Source organism: Oxynema aestuarii AP17 (assembly GCF_012295525.1).
Taxonomy (GTDB): domain Bacteria; phylum Cyanobacteriota; class Cyanobacteriia; order Cyanobacteriales; family Laspinemataceae; genus Oxynema; species Oxynema aestuarii.
The window spans coordinates 741,863-760,963 of sequence record NZ_CP051167.1; the positions used below are offsets into that span (position 1 = coordinate 741,863).

Below are 19,101 nucleotides of genomic sequence, written 5' to 3' on the forward strand. Positions count from 1 at the left end.
GTTAGCCCGCTTCGGCGGGCTTTTTTGTGGGGAAAAGATCGATGGAGTTAGGGTGAGAATCGGTCTAATTCGGCGAGTTCTAAGGCGGAGTCGAGGATTTTAGCGGCCCGATCGCCCTGACCGAGGGCGTAGAGTCGCTCGGCGATCGCGGCGAGGGTGCGAGCTTGGGCGTAGCGGTCGTCGATCGAGCGACTCACTTGAAGAGAGCGATTATATTGTGAGATCTCGGCTAAGCCCAGGGCGATCTGATGTAAGACGCGGGCTTGTTCGCGACGATCGCCGATGGTTTGGGCGACCATGCGAGCTTCTAAAATTTGTCCGCGTCCGGATAAGTTGAGGGCGATCGCGCCGAGGGTTTCGGCTTGGAGCTGGAAGTCGGCGATCGCGTCGGCGACGAGTCGGGCTTTGAATACTTTGCCTTTGTCCAACAATAACAGGGCAATTTGGCGCAATCCGGCGGCTTGTTGGTGACGGTCGGCGATCGCGGCGATCGCTTGCACCCCGGTTTCGACGCGATCGGCCCGGGCTAAGTTCACCCCGATCGCCCGTAATGCCTTCGCCCGTCGCTCGGTGTTGCCAATCCCTTGCGCCATTTCCAACGCCGCTTGCAAGTCTCGATTGGCGATTAACGTGCAGGAATTGGCACTAAACTCCCCTCGTGTTTCCCGTGGCGGTCGCGTCGGTTCGCTGCCGTCTGGAACGGCTAATCCTTCGGCATCGGCGACCCATTCCCGGGCGAGGGATCGGACGCGGGCGATCGTCTTCGCTCCGTCTTCAAAGGGGTTGAACGGGAGATCTCGATTCAAATACTCGGTGGCGTGCAACCGCTCCCCGGTTCGATTGGGAAAGCGCCCGGAAACCTTGGGTTTGAGGGTTTCGATCGCCGCGATCGCTTCCTTTAAGATCCGCGCCGAAGATTCCGTCGCCCCAGCTTGAGCGTATTCTAGAGAAATGCGGGCGATCGTCACGACCTTGAAAGCCGACGCGGGCAAGGGCTGGCACAGTTGCCACGCTTCGTGGAGGATCGATAAGGCCCGGGTCGTTTCGCCGCGATCGATCGCCGCCCCTGCCAGTTCCGCCAACACCCGCGATCGCTCGTCTGGCCGCTCGATCGCCACCGCCAATTCCCGGGCGAGGTCGAGTTGACCTTCCCCCGCCAAAACGACCGCCAAATGAACCATGGGGGCGACTTTGTCCTGGGAGGGGTCGGCGATCGTTGCCAACGCCTGCCCGACGCGATCGAAATCTCTCACTTTTGCCCATTCGTAGGCGAGCCACTGCAACAGCGACCCTTGTTGTGGGACGTGGGGAATCGTGCGCGCCATTGCCAGGGCGCGATCGTCGTGTCCGAGGGAACGCAACTCGACGACCATATCGCACAAGGCGGCGACCCGCTCTTGCGGATCGAGGCGATCGCAGATTTCCAGGGCGTCGGCGAGGCGATCGCCCCGGGTCAAAACCACGATCGCCTCGCGCCAACTGCGAATCTGCAGGCAGGGATCCTGCACCCGGGCGATCGTCGCCAAAGTGTGCTCTACTTCCCCCGCCCGGGCCGAACGAACGGCAATGGCACAGAGAAATGCTTCTCGTTCCGAGGCTTTAGGTAGATCGGCGGCCAATTGTTCCATCCGTTCCACTCCCTCGCTGCGGCTCAAAGCGAGGGCGATCTGATAGAGAGCCTGAATTTTTGGGGGGCGATCGTCAAATCCCGACCGTTCCCAGTTCGTCCCCGGGGAGTGGGGGCGATACCCCGGAGACGTCGCTTCGCGATCGTACAGACTGGGGATTGCATGGAGACGGCGCCCCTCGTGCGCCCGCTCGTTTGGGGGTACGGTTTCTGTGGCACCCAAACTGGCGGCTAATAAGGGATGGGACATGAGCAAGGTTGGCAGAGCACTGAGGGAGAATTTTTGAGTTTCCGGTGACATGGCACTCGTGGGAATCAATCAAAATGAAACGGGGGGAACCGCTCGGATCTAGTCTCTCGCGTCGACGTTCCCTTGACATCCACCGCAAGAACGATCGCGCTTGCGCTTGCGGCGATCGCTCGGCGTTGCCCGAACGCCTTCTATTTCCGGGGATTCCCGTCTTTTTTTCGAGAGGTCGATCGGCCATCATCATTTGTTCGACACCGAGAGTAGCGAGTGAGCGAGCGAGAGATCGTCAAGATTCACCATAAAACCAGGCGATCGCCATCCCTGAATTTAAAAGCTTTTTTTAAAGATAAAACCCGGCAACGCTTCTTCCCCTTGTTAAGAGACGCCCCCCTTCCCCAAAAAACCCCTTAAGCCTTTTGCAATCTAAAATCTAAAATCTAAAATCTCTACAATCCTCAAGACGAACTACTCGCCAACAATAACGAGGGTGTCGTCCGCCAGAGCAATTCCAATTTATTCGCGGGCATGGTCAGATAGAGAACATCTCCCGCACTCAAACAAATTTCTAATAAATCCCAACCGTGAATCGCACTGCAATTTGTTTCGATGTATAGCGGTACGAAATCCGCCTTCATCGCCGCATCCTTGACGCGCTGAGTGCAAAAGGGATGGGCGGGAGTGATTAACGTGGCTAAAGCGACCCAGAGGGTATCGGCGGTCATGCCATTGCCGAAAATGCGTCCTCCGAGAGCGGCGGCGGCGAAGGCGGGGGCGGCTAATTCCGTGGGACTGAGTACGGCGTCGAACTCGAAGACTTGTTGAAACATCCGCGAAAAATGGCCGTCTTGGTTGCGGGCGACCACGGGGAGTTTGGGGGCGAGTCCTTTTGCGGTTAAGGCGATTTCTAAATTGGCGGTGTCGTTGCTGGTGACAGCTAAGAGGGCGTCGGCGTGGCAAAGGCGGGCGGATTCTAAGGTGCTGCTCAAGCGGGCGTCCCCTTGAATGACGGGGATTTTCAAGGCGCGGGCGGTGTGAAGAAAGCGGGTGTTGGGGTCGCGATCGATCGCCACGACTTCATAACCGCTTGCTTGTAATTGGCTGGCGATTTTGATGCCGATGCCGCCGAGTCCGCAAACGATGTAGTGATTTTTTTGCGGAATGGGTGCGGAGTTCCACAACTGCCGGAAACGGGTTCCCAATACTAGATCGTTGAGTAGGGCGTAGTAGATACCGACGACTCCGGCGCCAACGAGCATCATGGCGGCGGTGAAGACTTTGATAATATCGGGGGAGTATTCTGCAACTTTTTCGTTGCCTCCCGCTCCGGTGATCATGCCGACGGAGAAGTAGAGGGCATCGATAAAGGTGGTTTCGGAGGTCACCCAAGTGTAGGTGACGGTAGTTCCGAAAATGGTCAGGAAGAGGACGAAGGTGACCCAAATTGAGGATTGACTGTGTTCGTAGAAGCGTTGGACGCTGGTGAGAAATTTTTTGAGGCGATCGACGATCGATTTGCGGGTGGTGCGAATGCTCGGTTTGGTGGCGACAATGAGACGATCGCCCACCTTGAGAGTATGTCCGTGGATGACTGCAGAGACGAGATCCACCGAGGTTTCGGCGGGGAGGTAGTAAATGAGCATCCGGTTGCGATCGTCCCATAAATCGGCGAGGGGGCGGTCTTTCCAGGGGTGATGCTCGTCGATACATTCTTCGTGCATGGGCCAGGTTTGGTTAAACAGGCGCAGTTGTCCGATCGCCCGATTGCCAAACGCGGCGAAAGAAAAGACGGGGGCGGCGAGATCGGAGACGCTCATGCTAACATGTGCCGGGAGCGTGCGATCGAGGCGATCGCCCAAACTGGCGTTAAAGAGGCGATTGATAATCCGAATTTGCGGGTTGAGGATGCGCGCTTGCACTAAAATCTCTAAGTTCACCGCGTCAGTCGCCCCGGCGATCACCAGGGTGTGAGCTTGACGAATCCCTGCATTCATCAAGGTTTCAGCCGATTGTAACTCCCCGACGACGATATCCGAGCCGCTTTCGCGTTCGCGCAGGGACTCCGCCGGAAGATCGAGGGGTTTGGTACTGATCCCGACGACCGACGCACCTTGTTGTTTTAACAGGGAGAATATTTTATATCCAGTGCGACCCAAGCCACAGACAATAATTCGCGGTTTCATAGTTTAGGGGATCGATCCGCAAGGCGATCGAGGAAGGCTAATTTTGTTACTCGGGCTACTATTGTTGACGACTCCGGGATCCGAGACTGTAGCTGACAACACCAGTGTGGGAATTTTAGAGTTTAGAGTTTAGATTGGGGAGCTAGCCATTGCCATCGGCGCGATCGCCTTTAAGCGTAGTTATTTTTTCTTACTTCTCCCCGGGGAATAGCTTTGTTGAGGGCAAATATTCTATTTTTGCTTATTATTGAATAGAGAATTTATGGATTGATTGTTAACAGAACAATGGCAACCTTAAAAGAGCGCCGTCCGGAAAATGTAGACGGTGAATTCTATGTCGATCGCACCTGCATTGACTGCGATACTTGTCGCTGGATGATGCCAGCAGTCTTTCATCGAGATAACGGACAATCCGCAGTTTATCGCCAGCCGAAAAATGAAGGGGAACGCTTGCAAGCTTTACAAGCCTTGCTCTCTTGTCCGACCGCTTCGATTGGAACGGTCGATCGCCCTAAAGATATTCGAGAAGCGCAAGAGAGTTTCCCTTTGGCGATCGCGGACAATGTTTACCATTGCGGCTATCATTCGGAAAAATCCTTTGGGGCGGCGAGTTATTTGATTCGGCGACAAGGGGGCAATATTTTAGTCGATTCTCCTCGATTTACCCCACCTTTAGTCAAAAAACTGGAAGCAATGGGAGGCATCCGCTATCTCTATTTGACGCATCGAGATGATATTGCCGACCATCAGAAGTTTCGCGACCATTTCGGCTGCGATCGCCTCCTGCACGAACAAGAAATTAGAGAAGCTACCCAAGATATTGAAATTAAATTAAGGGGATTCGATCCGATTCAATTTGCCCCGGATTTACAAATTATTCCCGTTCCCGGACATACAGAAGCCCATACGGTTTTACTATACGACAATCGCTTTTTATTTACGGGGGATCATTTAGCCTGGTCCGATCGCCTGCAAAGTTTAATCGCCTTTCGCAATCACTGTTGGTATTCTTGGCCCAAGTTAGTCGAATCCATGCACGATCTGGCCCATTATTCGTTTGAGTGGGTGCTTCCCGGTCACGGTCGCCGCTATCATGCCGATCGCGAAACCATGGGTAAAGAATTGCAAAAGCTGCTCGATTGGATGAAAACAGAAGCAGTTTAGATTTGCGATCGAGGGAATAGGGAATCTTGTTGTTTTCCGACTCCCGACTCCCTACCTTTTTCCTAATCCCCAGGCGATCGCCGCCGTAGCGGATTCGGCGAGAATACTAATTAAACGGTAGAAGGCGACGGCGCCCAAAATAGCGGCAGGGGAGAATTGATGGCTGAGTATGGCGATCGCCGTCGCTTCAAAAATGCCGATCCCGCCGGGGGCGCCGGGAACGACCAAACCCAGCAGCCACGCGACACTAAAGCCACTCATCAAAGTCGGAATCGCAGACCACTGCACCGAAGTCATCACGTCTACGGTCAAAATAAATCCGCTTCCGCGTAACAGGAGAAAGCCAATTTCGCCGAGGAAGGGAGAAAGAGGATAGCGGGTCAACTGTGCGGCGATGGGTTCGGTGGGAACATCCGTGACGGGTAACCCCTCCGGCGTCGCTTCGCTAACGGATGAGGATCGTGGGGGTTGGCGTTTGAGTTTGAGCTTTCCGAGAAACTGAATGACCGGGTTGAGTAAGCGAGGGTGAACGCCGACGAGAACCGCAAATAAAGCGAGTAATTTTAAGAAACGCAGGGGGTCAAAAAATGCGGGAGAGGTTGGGGAAAGGTCGCCAGTGGCGAGGTTGAGGCTGCCGAAAATGGCGATCGCCAAGGCGGCGGCAGCCATCAGCAGGGGTTCGAGAAGGACGCTGAGGGCCGCGACGGAGAAAGGGGTTCCGGATTCGGCGATCGCCTTAATTCTGCCGTAGAAATGCCAGACATTACCGGGGAGGTATTTGGCGACGTTGGTGGTCAAATAGATGTAAAGTCCGCGACCGAGAGGAACGTGGCGATCGCGAAACGACCCCGGAGGCGGATCGAACTGGCGTAAGATCCACAACCAGACCCAACCGGACCAGATATGAGCTAAAGCAGTGACGCATAAGGCGATCGCCAATTTCAGCCAACCCGATCGCGAAATCTGGAGAGAAGCGACCTCGGCGGCGCGATCTTTGACGGTTTGCGCGAGAAAAAAGACGATCGCGCCGAGCACAAACCAGCGAATAAAAGGTTTGCCGCGAGAGAGAACGGATTTGAGCCAAGTTAGCGGAGATTTTGACATATCGAAAGCGCCACGAAGAGTCCGAGGAGGGGCGATCGTTAAATTTAAGGCGATCGTTGCAGTTGTTTGTCTAATTGTGGGTTAGAATCCCGCCACAGACTCGGATTTTAGAGTTGATTTTCGATAAAACTTCCAATGAGGAGTGTAATTTCACTGATGCTAGATCTAGACACCCTATTTGACGAACGCTACTATCTCGCAACGAACCCCGATGTAGCGAATGCAGTCAACAACGGCGCGATCGCACCACTGCAACACTTTATCACCTTCGGACAATTCGAGCGCCGCGATCCGAGTGCGATCTTCGATACCGATTACTATCTGAGTCAATATCTCGATGTCGCCGATGCCGTTCGCCAAGGCAGCCTCGCGGCGGTCGAACATTACCTCAATTTCGGTCAACGGGAAGGACGCGATCCCGGTCTGCTTTACGACCAGAGTTTTTATCTGAGCAATAATCCCGACGTAGCGGCGGCGGTCGCCGCAGACCAACTGACGGGAATCGAGCATTTTCTCAATTTCGGAGAAGCGGAAGATCGAACCCCGAGTCGGTTTTACAATCCAGCGTACTATCTCGATCGCAACCCGGACGTGGCGGCGGCGGTCGCGGCAGACCGACTGACCGGAATCCAACATTATCTCGAATTCGGGGCGATCGAAAATCGCGAATTGAGTCCGTTTATAGAACCCGGCGGTTCGAGTTTACCCAATGGCGTCGCGGCGGGAGACGTGACCCAAACTTCTGCAATGTTGTGGGCCCGTACTACCACCCCCGGTCCGGTGAACTTCGAGTGGAATGGGGGAGTTGCCGAAATAGTCGCTACCGATCCCTTAGTTCCGGTGAAACTGCAACTCGACGGACTGCAGCCGAATACGGAATATACGTATACCGTCAGCGATTCCGGCGGGGCGATCGCCACGGGCAAATTCCGCACCTTAGCGCCTCCCGGGAGGCGAACGGGCCTGCGTTTCGGCGTCTCTGGGGACTGGCAAGGCGAACTCGCCCCCTATCCCTCGATTTCTAATGCGGACAGTCGCAATTTAGACTTTTTCGTACAAGTCGGCGATACCTTAGAAGCCGATAGCAGTTCCCCCGATTTACCCGGAGTGCGACAAGCGTCGAGCCTGCTGGAGTTTTACACCAAGCATAACGAAATTTACAGCGAACGCTTTGGCTTGAATCCCTGGGTCGATCTGCGCCAGTCAACAGCCACCTATAGCACCTGGGACGACCACGACATTACCAACGATTTTGCCGGAGGTGCGGCCCCGAGTGAATCCCCGCAGCGTAACGGTATTTTCGGGACGGGAGACGGCTTCGTCAACGAAACTCCGGTGTTTCGAGAAGGCTTACAAGCGTTCCAAGAATTTAAACCCTTGCAAGACCAATTTTACGGGGAAACGGGAGACCCGCGCACGGCCAACAAGCAGAAACTGTATCGTTTCAATACTCACGGTAGCGACGCCGCCAGTTTTATTCTCGATACGCGATCGTTCCGGGATAAACCCTTACCCTTTTTAGCGGAAACGGCATCTGAAGAAGAGATCGCCGCCTATCTTCAAGATGCGTTCGAACCGGGACGAACCTTGTTAGGACGAGCGCAATTAGAACAGTTGAAGACGGATTTACTGACGGCTGAAAACACCGGGGTGACCTGGAAGTTCGTCATGTCTAGCGTACCGATGCAACATTTCGGGATTCCCGTGGCGGGGGAACGCTGGGAAGGATATGCGGCGGAACGCACGGAGTTGCTTAAATTTATTGAAGATAACGATATCGATAATGTGGTGTTCGTGACTGGAGATTTTCACGGCAACGTGGTCAATAATGTGACCTATCAAGAAGGGTTTGGGCAACCGCAAATCCAGACCGGGGCGATGGATGTTATGGTCGGTCCGGTGGGGATTCAGTTGAATATCGGTCAAGGACCGTTTGCGGCGCCGTTCGGTCCGGCGACGGTGGCGTTTACCCCAGATGCGCTATTACCGCAATCGGAGAAGGAACGCTACCGAGGGTTGACGGATGTGGAGGAGAAAAATGCATTCGTGCGGCAGGTGATTGACAATCGGATCGTGCCGTTGGGTTACGATCCGGTAGGGTTGGAAGGCTCGAATATCGATGCCCGCCTGTTGCAGGGGTCGTATTTTGCGGCGCACAATTACGGCTGGACCGAGTTTGAAATCGATCGCGACAGCCAGGTGCTGACGGTGACGACGTGGGGGGTCGAACCGTATACCGAGAGCGAATTGGAGGCCAATCCAGAGGCGATCGCCTCGCGCACGCCGACGGTGCGGATGCAGTTTGAAGTGACGCCGGAAACCCTTTAATCGCCAATTGGCGGGTGGGAGTGCTAGGGTTTTACCAACTTTTGCCGTAAGGCGAGCGGCATGAGCGCCGATTTCCGATAATGCGTGTGAGAATTGAGTGATGTTAGTTGCTGAAGACCTGTTTAATGAAGGCTATTATTTAGCCAAAAATCCCGATATTGCGGCAGCGATCGCCACTGGAGCGATCTCCAGTGCGGCGGAGCATTTTTTTACCTTCGGAGAAGTGGAAGGGCGCGATCCGAGTGCGTTTTTCGACAGTCGTTATTACCTGGAAACCAATCCGGATGTCGCGGCAGTGGTGGCCGATTTCCAGTTTACGGCCCTGGAGCATTTTATCGAGTTCGGACAACGTGAGGGGCGATCGCCGACGCCGTTTTTCGATCTAACTTGGTATCGCGATCGCCACCCCGACGTAGCCGCCGCCGTGGACCGCGACGAGATTACCGGATCGTTCGTTCACTACGTCCTCAACGGCGCCGAAGAAGGGCGCAGTCCCAGTCCAATTTACGACGAAAGCTTCTATCTCAATGCCAACCCGGATATTGCCGCCGCCGTCGGTCGCGACGAATTGACCGGAATCGAGCATTTTATTAGCTTTGGTTCCGCCGAAGGGCGTCGGGCCAGCGAAGTGTTTGACAGCCGTTTTTACCTCGATACTTACCCCGATGTCGCCCTCGCCGTCAGTAATGGGGCGATCGACTCTCCTGCAGAGCATTTCCTGCGATCGGGCCGTTTTGAAGGGCGGTTGAGCGTTCCGAATGTGGCGTTACCCGAACCGACCGGACCGTTGAATGTCGGTCAAACCTCCTATCAGTTTCGCGACCCGGGACGACCGGAAATTTTTACTCCCGACCCGAACGATACGCGGGAAGTCGGTTTAAAGGTCTGGTATCCGGTTGGGACGAACGCCGATAACAGCAGCCAACCCCCGTTTCCTCCGACTTTGCCCCCGACCCAGGGGAACGCTAGCTATATTAGGGATGCCTTTATCTCACAAGCAGTCGCCACGGCTCAAGGGGTCTATCCGAACTTTTACAACACGATCGCGACCAATTCTCGGTTTAACACGGCAGGGTTGGCAACCACCGCAGAACGCTATCCGGTGATTTTGTTCGCCCACGGGTTGGGGGTCATCCCGGATGTTTATACCAACTACTTTGAAGACCTCGCCAGTCACGGTTATATCGTCGGGGCGATCGACCATAGCTATGTTGCCGGAATCTCGCGACTCTCCAACGGCGCGATCGCCCCATTTGCCAGTAACTTTCTGCCCGCCGACCCCAGCCAACTCGAAGGCGCTTTAACTCAAACCTTGGCAGAAACGAGCCAAGATGTCAGCTTTATCCTCGACCAACTGGCAGGGGTAAATGCCAACGACCCGCAACGCCTGTTTACCGGAAAACTCGATTTAGAGCGCGTCGGTATTTTCGGCCATTCTCTCGGTGGATTGACCGCGATCGCGGCGTTACAACGGGATCGGCGCTTGGATGCGGCGGTCAGTCTGGATCCGACCGTCATTTCACCCCAATTGGTCGGCGCGATCGATCGCCCGTTGATGGTTATGAATGCGGCTAGTACCTTTGATGTCGATCGCTCGCCCATCGGCCAACTGCTCGGATTCGCAGACCGTCAACTGCGCCCCGGACTGTTCCAACAAGCGACAGGGTCGGCATATAACGTCACGATTGACGGTACCGAACACGAGGATTTTAGCGATCGCCCCTTATTGTTCCCCTTGCAAGCTCTCTACTCCCCCGATCGCCTCGGACAAGCCGGAGGCTATGACATTGGCTTGACCGATATAGGTCGCCTCGACGGCGATCGCCTCACCGCGATCGTCCGGGAATATAACACATCCTTCTTCGACCGCCACCTCAAAGGCGAAAGCGAACCCCTGCTCGCCGGAGCTTCCCTGTTTCCCGAGGTGAGGTTCGAGACCCGCAATAGCGACGTTGCCGTGCGAGAAAGCGTCCGCAATGCCGTTTTGCAACAAGCTCGCAGCGAACTCGCCCTACCCGACACCAACTTGGGAGTCTTTTCAATTACACCCACCCTCTGGCCCGATGGCTGCTTGGGGTTGTCCCAACCTGGCGAAATCTGCACTCAAGCTCAAGTACCCGGGTGGTCCGTGTTGTTAAGCGACCCGTCCCAACCTCCGAATCAATCGTTTAGCTATGCCTATCGCACGGATTTTGACGGCACCGAGATCCGGCGAGACCCGAGCGCTATAGCCCCGGTGAGTCTTCCCGTTTGACCTGCCGATCCGAGCGAATCGCACCCGGCGACGACAATTTCGATCGCCGAACTGGGAATCCTGGGGAATGTTTTTGACCCTAACCTCAACCCTGCCGAAAGTCCCTCTAACCTAACCTTTTGCAGCCTCTCCCGATTTCCCCTTACCATTGGTGTTTGGCGGCGATCGGGGGATGATCGGTGCACGCCAGAGGCTGACAACTTGAATTTGCCCAAGGGAGAAAATCTCAATGACGACTAACCCCGAATTTATTAACCGCGTCATCCAACTCGTCAACGAGTTGCGCGCGCAGTCTAACCTACCCGGATTGAGCGTCGATTCGCAACTGTTGCGAGCCGCCCAACTCCACGCCGAAGACATGGCGGATAACGACTTTTTCAGTCTCACCGGATCCAACGGATCCACCACAGGCTCTCGCCTCAGAGAAGTCGGCTATCAGTTCACCACCTTTCAGGAAAATATCGGCGCCTCCTCGCCAACCCCAGAAGAAATCGTCCAAAGTTGGTTTAACGACCCCGGACAGCGCACCACCTTACTGCGAGAAGACGTCACCAATCTCGGCGTCGGCTACTTCTTGCTCGAAGGCGATACCGGAAACTTCAACGCCAACCATTACTGGTCTTTAGTCGTCAGCACGCGATCGCCCGGCGGCATCATTCGCGGCTTCAACAGTCCCAACATCCTCCAAGGAAGTATTGGCAACGATACCATCGAAGGCTCCGTCGCCAACGACACCCTCAACGGCAACGGCGGCGACGACCAAGTATTAGGTCGCGGCGGCGACGACTTGCTCAGTGGCAACGACGGCAACGACACCCTCCTCGGGGAAGAAGGCAACGACCAGCTCTTCGGCGGTCAAAACGAAGACTTCCTCGATGGCGGCGTCGGTAACGATCTACTCTCCGGCGACAAAGGTAACGATCGCCTGCAAGCCGGAGACGGCGACGACACCCTTCAAGGCGGCGAAGATAACGACACCCTCTACGGTTCCCTCGGCAACGACTTACTCGCAGGCAATACAGGCAACGACATTCTCTTCGGCGAAGAAGGCATCGATACCCTCGACGGCGGCGACGGCGACGACCAACTCTTCGGTAATGCCGATAACGACAGCTTGCTCGGCGGAACGGGCAACGATCTGATCTTGGGCAACCAAGGCAACGACGAAATCATCGCCGGAACCGGAAACGATACCGTTTACGGCGGTAAAGATAACGATGTCGTCTTTGCCGACGCCGGGGAAGATTTAATCTTCGGCGATCTCGGTCAAGACCAGCTTTTCGGTGCCGACGGCAACGACTCGATCTTCGGTGGCGACGAAAGCGATCGCCTCTTCGGCGAAGCCGGAAACGACTTTCTCAGTGGCAACCAAGGCGACGACACCCTAATTGGCGATGTCGGTAATGACAGTCTCTACGGCGGTCAGGGCAACGACGAACTGTTCGGCGATGCCGACGACGACTTCCTCTTCGGCGACAAAGGCACCGACACCCTCAGTGGCGGCGACGGCGCCGATTCCCTCTACGGCTTCGACGATAACGACATCCTCGGCGGCGGCAACGGCGACGATTTCCTCGCCGGAAACCAAGGCAGCGACAGCATTAGAGGTGGCGAAGGCGCCGACACCCTCCAAGGCGGTAAAGACAATGACGTTTTATTCGGCGAAGTCGGCGAAGACCAACTTTTAGGGGACTTCGGCAACGATACCCTCTTCGGCGGCGACGACAACGACGGTCTCGACGGGGGCGAAGACAACGACCTCTTATTCGGCAATGAAGCCAACGACACCTTATTTGGCAATTTCGGCGACGACACCCTCGACGGCGGCGACGGCGACGACCAGCTCAACGGCAACGAAGGAGCCGACCAACTCTTAGGTCAAGCCGGAAACGATACCTTAAATGGGGGAGAAGAAGCCGATACCCTCAACGGCGGTTCCGGGAACGACGTCGTACAAGGGGACGCGGATAATGACATTCTCTTCGGCGAAGAAGGAAACGACACCCTCAACGGCGGTGACGGCAACGATATTTTAAATGCGGCAGCCGGAGAAGATAACCTACAAGGCGGTACCGGGGATGACAGTTTGCTAGCCGGGGAAGGGAACGATACCCTCGACGGCGGCGACGGCGCGGACACGATGTTTGCCGGGGTCGGCAACGATATCGTGCGCGGCGGTGCGGGCGATGACAGCATCTTTGGAGAAGTCGGCAGCGATACGTTGCAAGGAGATACCGGGAACGACACGATTCTCGGCGGCGACAATGACGACATCATCGAGGGGGGTGCGGGCAACGACTTGCTCCTCGGTCAAGGGGGGAACGATACCCTTTCCGGCGGTGACGGCAGCGATTCTCTCCTCGGCGGTGCGGGTGCGTTCGCCCAATATACTGGAGGGGCGGGTCGCGATTTCTTCGTCCTGCAACGAGGAACGCAAGTGACGATTACGGATTACGAGGATGATATCGATAAATTCGTTCTCGCCGATGGTTTAACTCCCGACGATCTGTTATTGTCGGCTCCGGTGGGTGAAAGTCCCAGCGATACGACGATCGTCTTGCGCGAGGATCCGGCGGTAGTGATTGCCCTGCTGGTTGGGTTCGATCCCGAGTTTCGCGATACACTCATTACTTCCGGCGACTTTATTTAAACGATCGCCGAGGTTTCGCGGGAGCAAGCGGCGATCGCCCCCGAGAGATCGCCCGTTCGCCTCTACTCGAAAAATTGAAGCATACTTTCGCCGCGATCGGGTTTATTGCGGCGATTGTTATCTTGATGCGAGCCGCGAACTCCTTCCTATCCCCGGATGGACTTCTCCTTGGGGAATGCACGATGATACCTGCGGAGGTTGTTTTTGTATGTCAATGGTCACTCTACCCGGACTCAGCACGCTGATCGAAAGCATGAGTCAACAGCGTAATTTACCCGCCTCTGCCGTGCAAGAGGCCCTGCAAGAAGCCTTACTCAAAGGATACGAGCGCTATCGCCGCCAACACGGCGAGGACGACCCCAATCTGTTGAGTGAGGATTATTTCGAGAATTTTTCCGTCCAATTGGACTTGCAAGCGGAAGGATTTCGGGTGGTGGCCCGCAAAACGATTGTCGAGCAGGTCAGCCAACCCGATCGCGAAATCTCGATCGCCTCGAAAGGCGCCCAACGCGCCCGCGCCAGTCTCGGTCAGGTGGTGATGGTCGATGTTACGCCGAAACAAGAAGCGTTCGGACGACTGGCGGCCCATCAAACCAAGATGGTGTTAACTCAAAAGTTGCAAGAACAACAGTGCAAGTTCGTCCAAACTCATTTCGCCCACTTGCGCGGTACGGTTCTCGACGCGACAGTGCGCCGTCACGATCGCCGGGGGGTGATTCTGGCGATCGATAGCGGAGTCGATGGACTCCACGTGGAAGCGGAATTACCCCACTACGACAAACTCCCCAACGATGACTATACAGAAGACGCTCACTTCAAAGTATATCTGAAGAAGGTCTACGACAATCCCAGTTCTCGCCCCTTATTGCGCGTCTCGCGGGCGAGCAGTCATTTAATTGAAGGTTTGCTCGTGGAAACGGTTCCGGCCCTGCGGGAGCAACAAGTAGAAATTAAGGCGATCTCGCGCGATGCGATCCCCCGAGATCGCGAGGTGACACCGCGCTCGAAAGTCGCTGTTGCCTCGGCGGATCCGGCGATCGATCCCGTCGCCGCCTGTCTCGGCGATAATGGAGAGTTAGTGACGGCGATCGGCGCTCAAATGAACGGTGAAAAAATCGAGATCCTTCCCTGGTCCGAGGATCCGATCGCCTTGATTGCGACGGCGCTAAGTCCGGCCCAAGTGCGCGAAGTTCGCTTGCTCGACGAGGAAGGACGGGAAGCCGTCGTCGTCGTCGCCGCCGACCAAGAAGCCCTGGCGAACGGACCGAACGCACAAAATTTGCACTTGGCTGCTCGTCTGACAGGATGGAAGTTAAAGCTCGAAACCGTCGCCGCCGAGTGAGCGATCCGCCTGTGGAAAGGCGAGCGCGAACGGGGATTGCTGATAGCTAATTTTCCGGAATATTCCGGAAAATTAGCTATCCAAAGTGGTAGGATTAAATTGTGAATTTTTACCACCAAGATGCCGAAAAAATATGTCACCCCGAAAGAAGCGCAAGCAATTCTCGGAGTCTCTGAGAAGACCCTGCGAAATTGGGACAAACAAGGAAAAATACGTGCAATTAGAATTCCCTCTGGACATCGCAGGTATGACATATCCTCGATTGACGGAAAGAAAAATAGAGCCAGGATCATCTATGCCAGAGTCAGCAGTCACAAGCAAAAAGCAGACCAAGACCTGCAAGCAGATTACCTACTTTGCCTCTACCCAAGAGCCGAAGTCATCAAAGAAATCGGGTCAGGACTCAACTACAATCGAAAAAAATTTAAAGCCATTCTGGAACGAGTTATGTCAGGAGATGTCGAACAGCTTGTGGTCGGGCACAAAGACAGATTGGCAAGATTTGGATTTGAGTTGCTCAAATGGATTTGCGAACTCAACCATACAGAACTCGTGGTTTGCAACAACACAGAACTTAGTCCAGAAAGAGAAATGGTGGAAGACATACTGGCAATCGTTCACGTCTTCTCTTACCGACTCTATGGACTCAGGAAATACAAGTCTCAAATCAAAGAAGATCCGGGTTTACCCTGAAACCGAATTAAAGATGACTTGGCGCAAGTGGCTGGCAGCTAGCAGATATTGCTATAACGCCGGAATGGCAAGATTACGCGATACTTACTTTGAAGGGCTTAAATTACCTAGTGCTTATGACTTGCGTCAGGTGGTGATGTCGAAGATCCCGGAATGGGTAAATTCAACTCCCTTTAATTTGCGTGGAGCGGCGGTGCTCGACGCTCATGCCGCCTTTAAAAACACTCCCAAAGAACACAAGCTGAGGCCAAAGTTTCGGAGTTGCCGTCAACCCGTTTCATCCTTTAAGTTACAGTCTCAAAACTGGAGAGGGGGCACGACCTACCCAACGCACAAAACCGAGTCAGGAATTAAGCTAAAGGAGCTAAAAGTTAATGCCAGTGAAGAAATACCAGCAGCGATTCCGAGCGATTTTAATGTCATTTTGGATCGAGGTAGATGGTTTATAGCCTACACCGTCGAAGAGGAAAGGCTGACCAATCCTCATCAACAGGCGATCGCCCTAGACCCTGGAGTGAGAACTTTTTTGACTGGTTTTGACGGCAACAAGGTCATTGCACTAGGCAACGGCTCAATCTCGCGCATTGTCAAGCTCTGTAAGCGTTTAGATCGGATTCAGTCAGAAACTGCTAAAGCTAAAGGTAGAGACAATAAGCGCAAAAGATTCAAGCTAAGAAAGCTGGCTCGGCAGCTAAGAATAAAAATTAGAAACCTGGTTGATGAATGTCACAAAAAGACTGCTGCTTTCTTGACCTCTAATTACTCCCAGGTCATGATTCCCGACTTTAAGTCATCGTTCATGGTCTACAGAGCCAAGCGAAAGATTAACCATAAAACAGCACGTTCTTTGCTCACTTGGGCGCACTACCGCTTTAAACAGAGGCTGGTTCACCAAGCGGTTAAACGAGGCTGCCAGGTAATAGAAGTCACGGAAGAATATACAAGCAAAACCTGCTCAAAATGCGGGCAGATTCACAATCGGCTAGGCGGTTCTAAGAAATTTATCTGCCCCAATTGCTCCCATAGAATCGACCGGGATGCTAATGGCAGTATCAATGTCTTCTTGAAAACAATCTCTGGCAATTAGCCAGAGCCAGGTAAGATAGCACCTAATACACAGTATTACTAGGTTTTACCAGTAATTACCGGGTTAAAGACTATCTGTAGCATCAAATTAAAGACCCTTCCCGTGCTCGACCCGTGACTCATTCGGCTCCAGATTCCCCCTCTAACTCCAAACCCCTCGCTATCTTGAAGGGGACAGCGATCGCCGTGTGGCGATTGTGCCTCTTAGGAAGCTTGAGTGCGGGTTTTCTACTCTTAGGCATGGCGATCGCCCATTTTTATCCCCATCCCAACCCCCATCGACCGCTTTTAGATACCGCCATCCGCCTCGGTCGTGGGGGAACCCTCCCCGCGAGCCAATCTCCCCCGAGGGATGTCCCCAGTCCAGCTAGCAGTCCTTCACCCTCGGTCTCTCCCTCGGAGTCCGAGGACGGCGATCGCCTACCGACCTCGGCACCTGCCGACTCTGCCAACCCGGCGCCCGCCCCCGAGCCTCTCAGCGTTACCCTACCGAGCGATGTTTTTTTCGCCCCCGCCAGCAGTACCCTCAACCCGGACAAAACCGAACTTTTGGACAATATAATTAGCGATCTGCGAAACTATCAGGGGGCGACGATCCGGATCGCCGGACATACGGACAATACCGGGGATGCACGGGCGAACCAAGAACTCTCGGCGCAGCGCGCCCGGGCGGTCGCCCAATATCTTACAGAGACCTTGGGCGATCGCTACCAGTGGCAAAGTGTCGGTTACGGCGAAACCCGTCCGCTCGCAGACAACGACAGCGACCTCAATCGACAACGCAACCGACGCATTGAAATCGAGATTCAGCCGAAATAAAGGGTTCGACCGCTCCCGATCGCCGTTTCCCTCGGACTGGAGCGGTTTGCGTCGGACATTGACAACTCAACTGCCCCCGCTCCCCCCGTGACGGTTCTCAGTTCCCTCTGCCGTCTGTTTTCTCCCTTTGACCCCTCACCTGTGACGACTACATCCCACTAACATGAAAGTTGTATTTTTCGGGACTCCCTACTTTGCCGTACCGAGTTTGGAAATCTTACTGGCTCACAAGCACTTTGAAGTCGCGGCGGTCATTACCCAGCCGGACAAACGGCGGCGTCGGGGCAATCAGTTAATTCCCTCAGCCATCAAAAAAGTCGCCCTCGCCCGTGGGATCCCCGTGTGGCAACCGCGATCGGTGAAAAAAGACGCCAACACCCTAGCGCAACTGGAAAAACTCGCCGCCGACGTGTTCGTAGTGGTCGCTTACGGGCAAATCCTCTCGCCGGAAATCCTCGCGATGCCCCGTCTCGGCTGTGTCAACGTTCACGCCTCCCTGCTGCCTCAATATCGCGGTGCGGCGCCGATCCAATGGAGTCTCTACGACGGTGTTAGTGAAACCGGGTTGACTACCATGCTCATGGATGAAGGGATGGATACCGGGCCGATGTTGCTCAAGGCGAAAACTCCGGTGGAGTTATTGGAAAATGCCGATCTGCTCGCCCGCAATTTATCGAACATGGGAGGGGAGTTATTAGTCGAAACCCTGCTCAAGTTAGAGCGCGATCGCATCAAACCGATTCCCCAAGATGAGGAGCGCGCCAGTTACGCCCGCTTGATTCAAAAGAGCGATTACGCTTTGGATTGGTCCCGGCGGGCGATCGCCCTGCACAACCAAATTCGCGGCTTTTATCCCCACTGCACCGCCCAATTTCGCGGCGAACCGTTGAAAATTATGGCTTCGGCTCCCGTCGGAGACGATTACTGGGAGGATCTGCCCCCGTCTTTTAGCGTCTTGGAACACAACTGGCCCGTATTGTATTCCGGCGGCGGCGCGATCGGCGAGGTGGTCTGTATTGCCAAGCATATCGGCCCGATCGTGCAAACGGGGGACGGTCTGTTACTGTTACAGCAAGTTCAGTTAGCGGGAAAACGCGCTCAATCCGGATGGGATTTTGCCAACGGGGCTCACTTGCAAGTCGGCGAGATCCTGCACAATGGCTGAGCGGCGGCGCCGCGATTCTCCTGGGGAGACCCTACGCGATCGCCCCCCGAAGGCGATCGCCGTCAAGCTTCTTGCGGTTCGTAGAACCGACATTCGGAACACGGGCCTTCTGGGTTGACCGCACAGCGAATCAATTCCGAACGAGCGTTGTAGCGGCAGGTCGCATCCCCGAGAACCCAACGCCCGTCAATCGTACTCGTTTCGATCGGTCGGCGGGCGCTCTGGACGTAGAGGGCAATTTTTTGCAGGCGGTAGCGACCGGATTTGAGTTGGTAGCGATGACGGCGTTCTAGTACCGTGTAGGTTTTTCCTTCTAAATCGAGATAGTGACCGGGTTGGGGATTCCAATCAAGCTGGATTTTACCGAGCGATCGCGTCGGCTCGGTCAGAATCACCTCTGTCGGTAGAGAATCTGGCTCCATAACGCTCTTTGTTATCT

General features: G+C 54.8%; 13 protein-coding genes. 9 read left to right on the forward strand and 4 right to left on the reverse strand.

What is annotated here, in order from left to right:
- Nucleotides 1-47: 47 nt before the first annotated feature.
- Together HCG48_RS03045 and HCG48_RS03050 are read right to left on the reverse strand one after the other, a co-directional pair.
- Nucleotides 48-1,928 carry a hypothetical protein gene (locus HCG48_RS03045; RefSeq protein WP_168567839.1) on the reverse strand — a complete coding sequence of 627 codons (1,881 nt, stop codon included), beginning with the start codon at nucleotides 1,926-1,928 and terminating at the stop codon, nucleotides 48-50.
- Nucleotides 1,929-2,332: 404 nt separating this feature from the next.
- Nucleotides 2,333-4,057, reverse strand: a complete 1,725-nt coding sequence (locus HCG48_RS03050) for a potassium channel family protein (RefSeq protein WP_168567840.1) — start codon at nucleotides 4,055-4,057, stop codon at nucleotides 2,333-2,335.
- Between the two features lie 285 nt (nucleotides 4,058-4,342).
- Here HCG48_RS03050 and HCG48_RS03055 point away from each other — a divergent pair, with 285 nt between their 5' ends.
- Nucleotides 4,343-5,221, forward strand: coding sequence for an MBL fold metallo-hydrolase (locus tag HCG48_RS03055; RefSeq protein ID WP_168567841.1), 879 nt, complete (start codon nucleotides 4,343-4,345; stop codon nucleotides 5,219-5,221).
- Nucleotides 5,222-5,272: 51 nt separating this feature from the next.
- On the opposite strand, the gene HCG48_RS03060 is transcribed toward HCG48_RS03055, so the two are convergent.
- On the reverse strand, nucleotides 5,273-6,325 hold the full coding sequence (locus HCG48_RS03060; RefSeq protein ID WP_168567842.1) for a lysylphosphatidylglycerol synthase domain-containing protein: 1,053 nt from the start codon (nucleotides 6,323-6,325) through the stop codon (nucleotides 5,273-5,275).
- 156 nt (nucleotides 6,326-6,481) lie between these two features.
- On the opposite strand from HCG48_RS03060, the gene HCG48_RS03065 reads away from it, so the two are divergent.
- The 8 genes from HCG48_RS03065 (at nucleotide 6,482) to fmt (ending at nucleotide 18,662) form a co-directional block, all read left to right on the forward strand.
- Nucleotides 6,482-8,653 carry an alkaline phosphatase D family protein gene (locus HCG48_RS03065; protein WP_168567843.1) on the forward strand — a complete coding sequence of 724 codons (2,172 nt, stop codon included), beginning with the start codon at nucleotides 6,482-6,484 and terminating at the stop codon, nucleotides 8,651-8,653.
- Nucleotides 8,654-8,753: 100 nt separating this feature from the next.
- Nucleotides 8,754-10,907, forward strand: a complete 2,154-nt coding sequence (locus HCG48_RS03070; protein ID WP_168567844.1) for an alpha/beta hydrolase family protein — start codon at nucleotides 8,754-8,756, stop codon at nucleotides 10,905-10,907.
- A gap of 229 nt (nucleotides 10,908-11,136) precedes the next feature.
- Nucleotides 11,137-13,557, forward strand: coding sequence for a CAP domain-containing protein (locus HCG48_RS03075; RefSeq protein ID WP_168567845.1), 2,421 nt, complete (start codon nucleotides 11,137-11,139; stop codon nucleotides 13,555-13,557).
- A gap of 208 nt (nucleotides 13,558-13,765) precedes the next feature.
- A complete protein-coding gene (locus HCG48_RS03080) occupies nucleotides 13,766-14,899 on the forward strand; it encodes a NusA N-terminal domain-containing protein (RefSeq protein WP_168567846.1) in 1,134 nt (377 codons plus the stop codon).
- A gap of 120 nt (nucleotides 14,900-15,019) precedes the next feature.
- Nucleotides 15,020-15,592, forward strand: coding sequence for an IS607 family transposase (locus HCG48_RS03085; RefSeq protein WP_168567847.1), 573 nt, complete (start codon nucleotides 15,020-15,022; stop codon nucleotides 15,590-15,592).
- Entirely contained in the window at nucleotides 15,540-16,679 is a 1,140-nt protein-coding gene (locus tag HCG48_RS03090) for an RNA-guided endonuclease InsQ/TnpB family protein (protein ID WP_168567848.1), read from the forward strand. Before HCG48_RS03085 ends, HCG48_RS03090 begins: the two co-directional genes overlap by 53 nt.
- 113 nt (nucleotides 16,680-16,792) lie before the next feature.
- Nucleotides 16,793-17,497, forward strand: coding sequence for an OmpA family protein (locus HCG48_RS03095; protein WP_168567849.1), 705 nt, complete (start codon nucleotides 16,793-16,795; stop codon nucleotides 17,495-17,497).
- Nucleotides 17,498-17,660: 163 nt separating this feature from the next.
- Complete coding sequence (gene fmt, locus HCG48_RS03100; protein WP_168567850.1) at nucleotides 17,661-18,662, forward strand: methionyl-tRNA formyltransferase; 1,002 nt, start codon at nucleotides 17,661-17,663, stop codon at nucleotides 18,660-18,662.
- A gap of 62 nt (nucleotides 18,663-18,724) precedes the next feature.
- On the opposite strand, the gene HCG48_RS03105 is transcribed toward fmt, so the two are convergent.
- Nucleotides 18,725-19,084: a DUF6464 family protein gene (locus HCG48_RS03105; protein ID WP_168567851.1), complete on the reverse strand. Its 360-nt coding sequence runs from the start codon at nucleotides 19,082-19,084 to the stop codon at nucleotides 18,725-18,727.
- Between the last annotated feature and the right edge of the window lie 17 nt (nucleotides 19,085-19,101).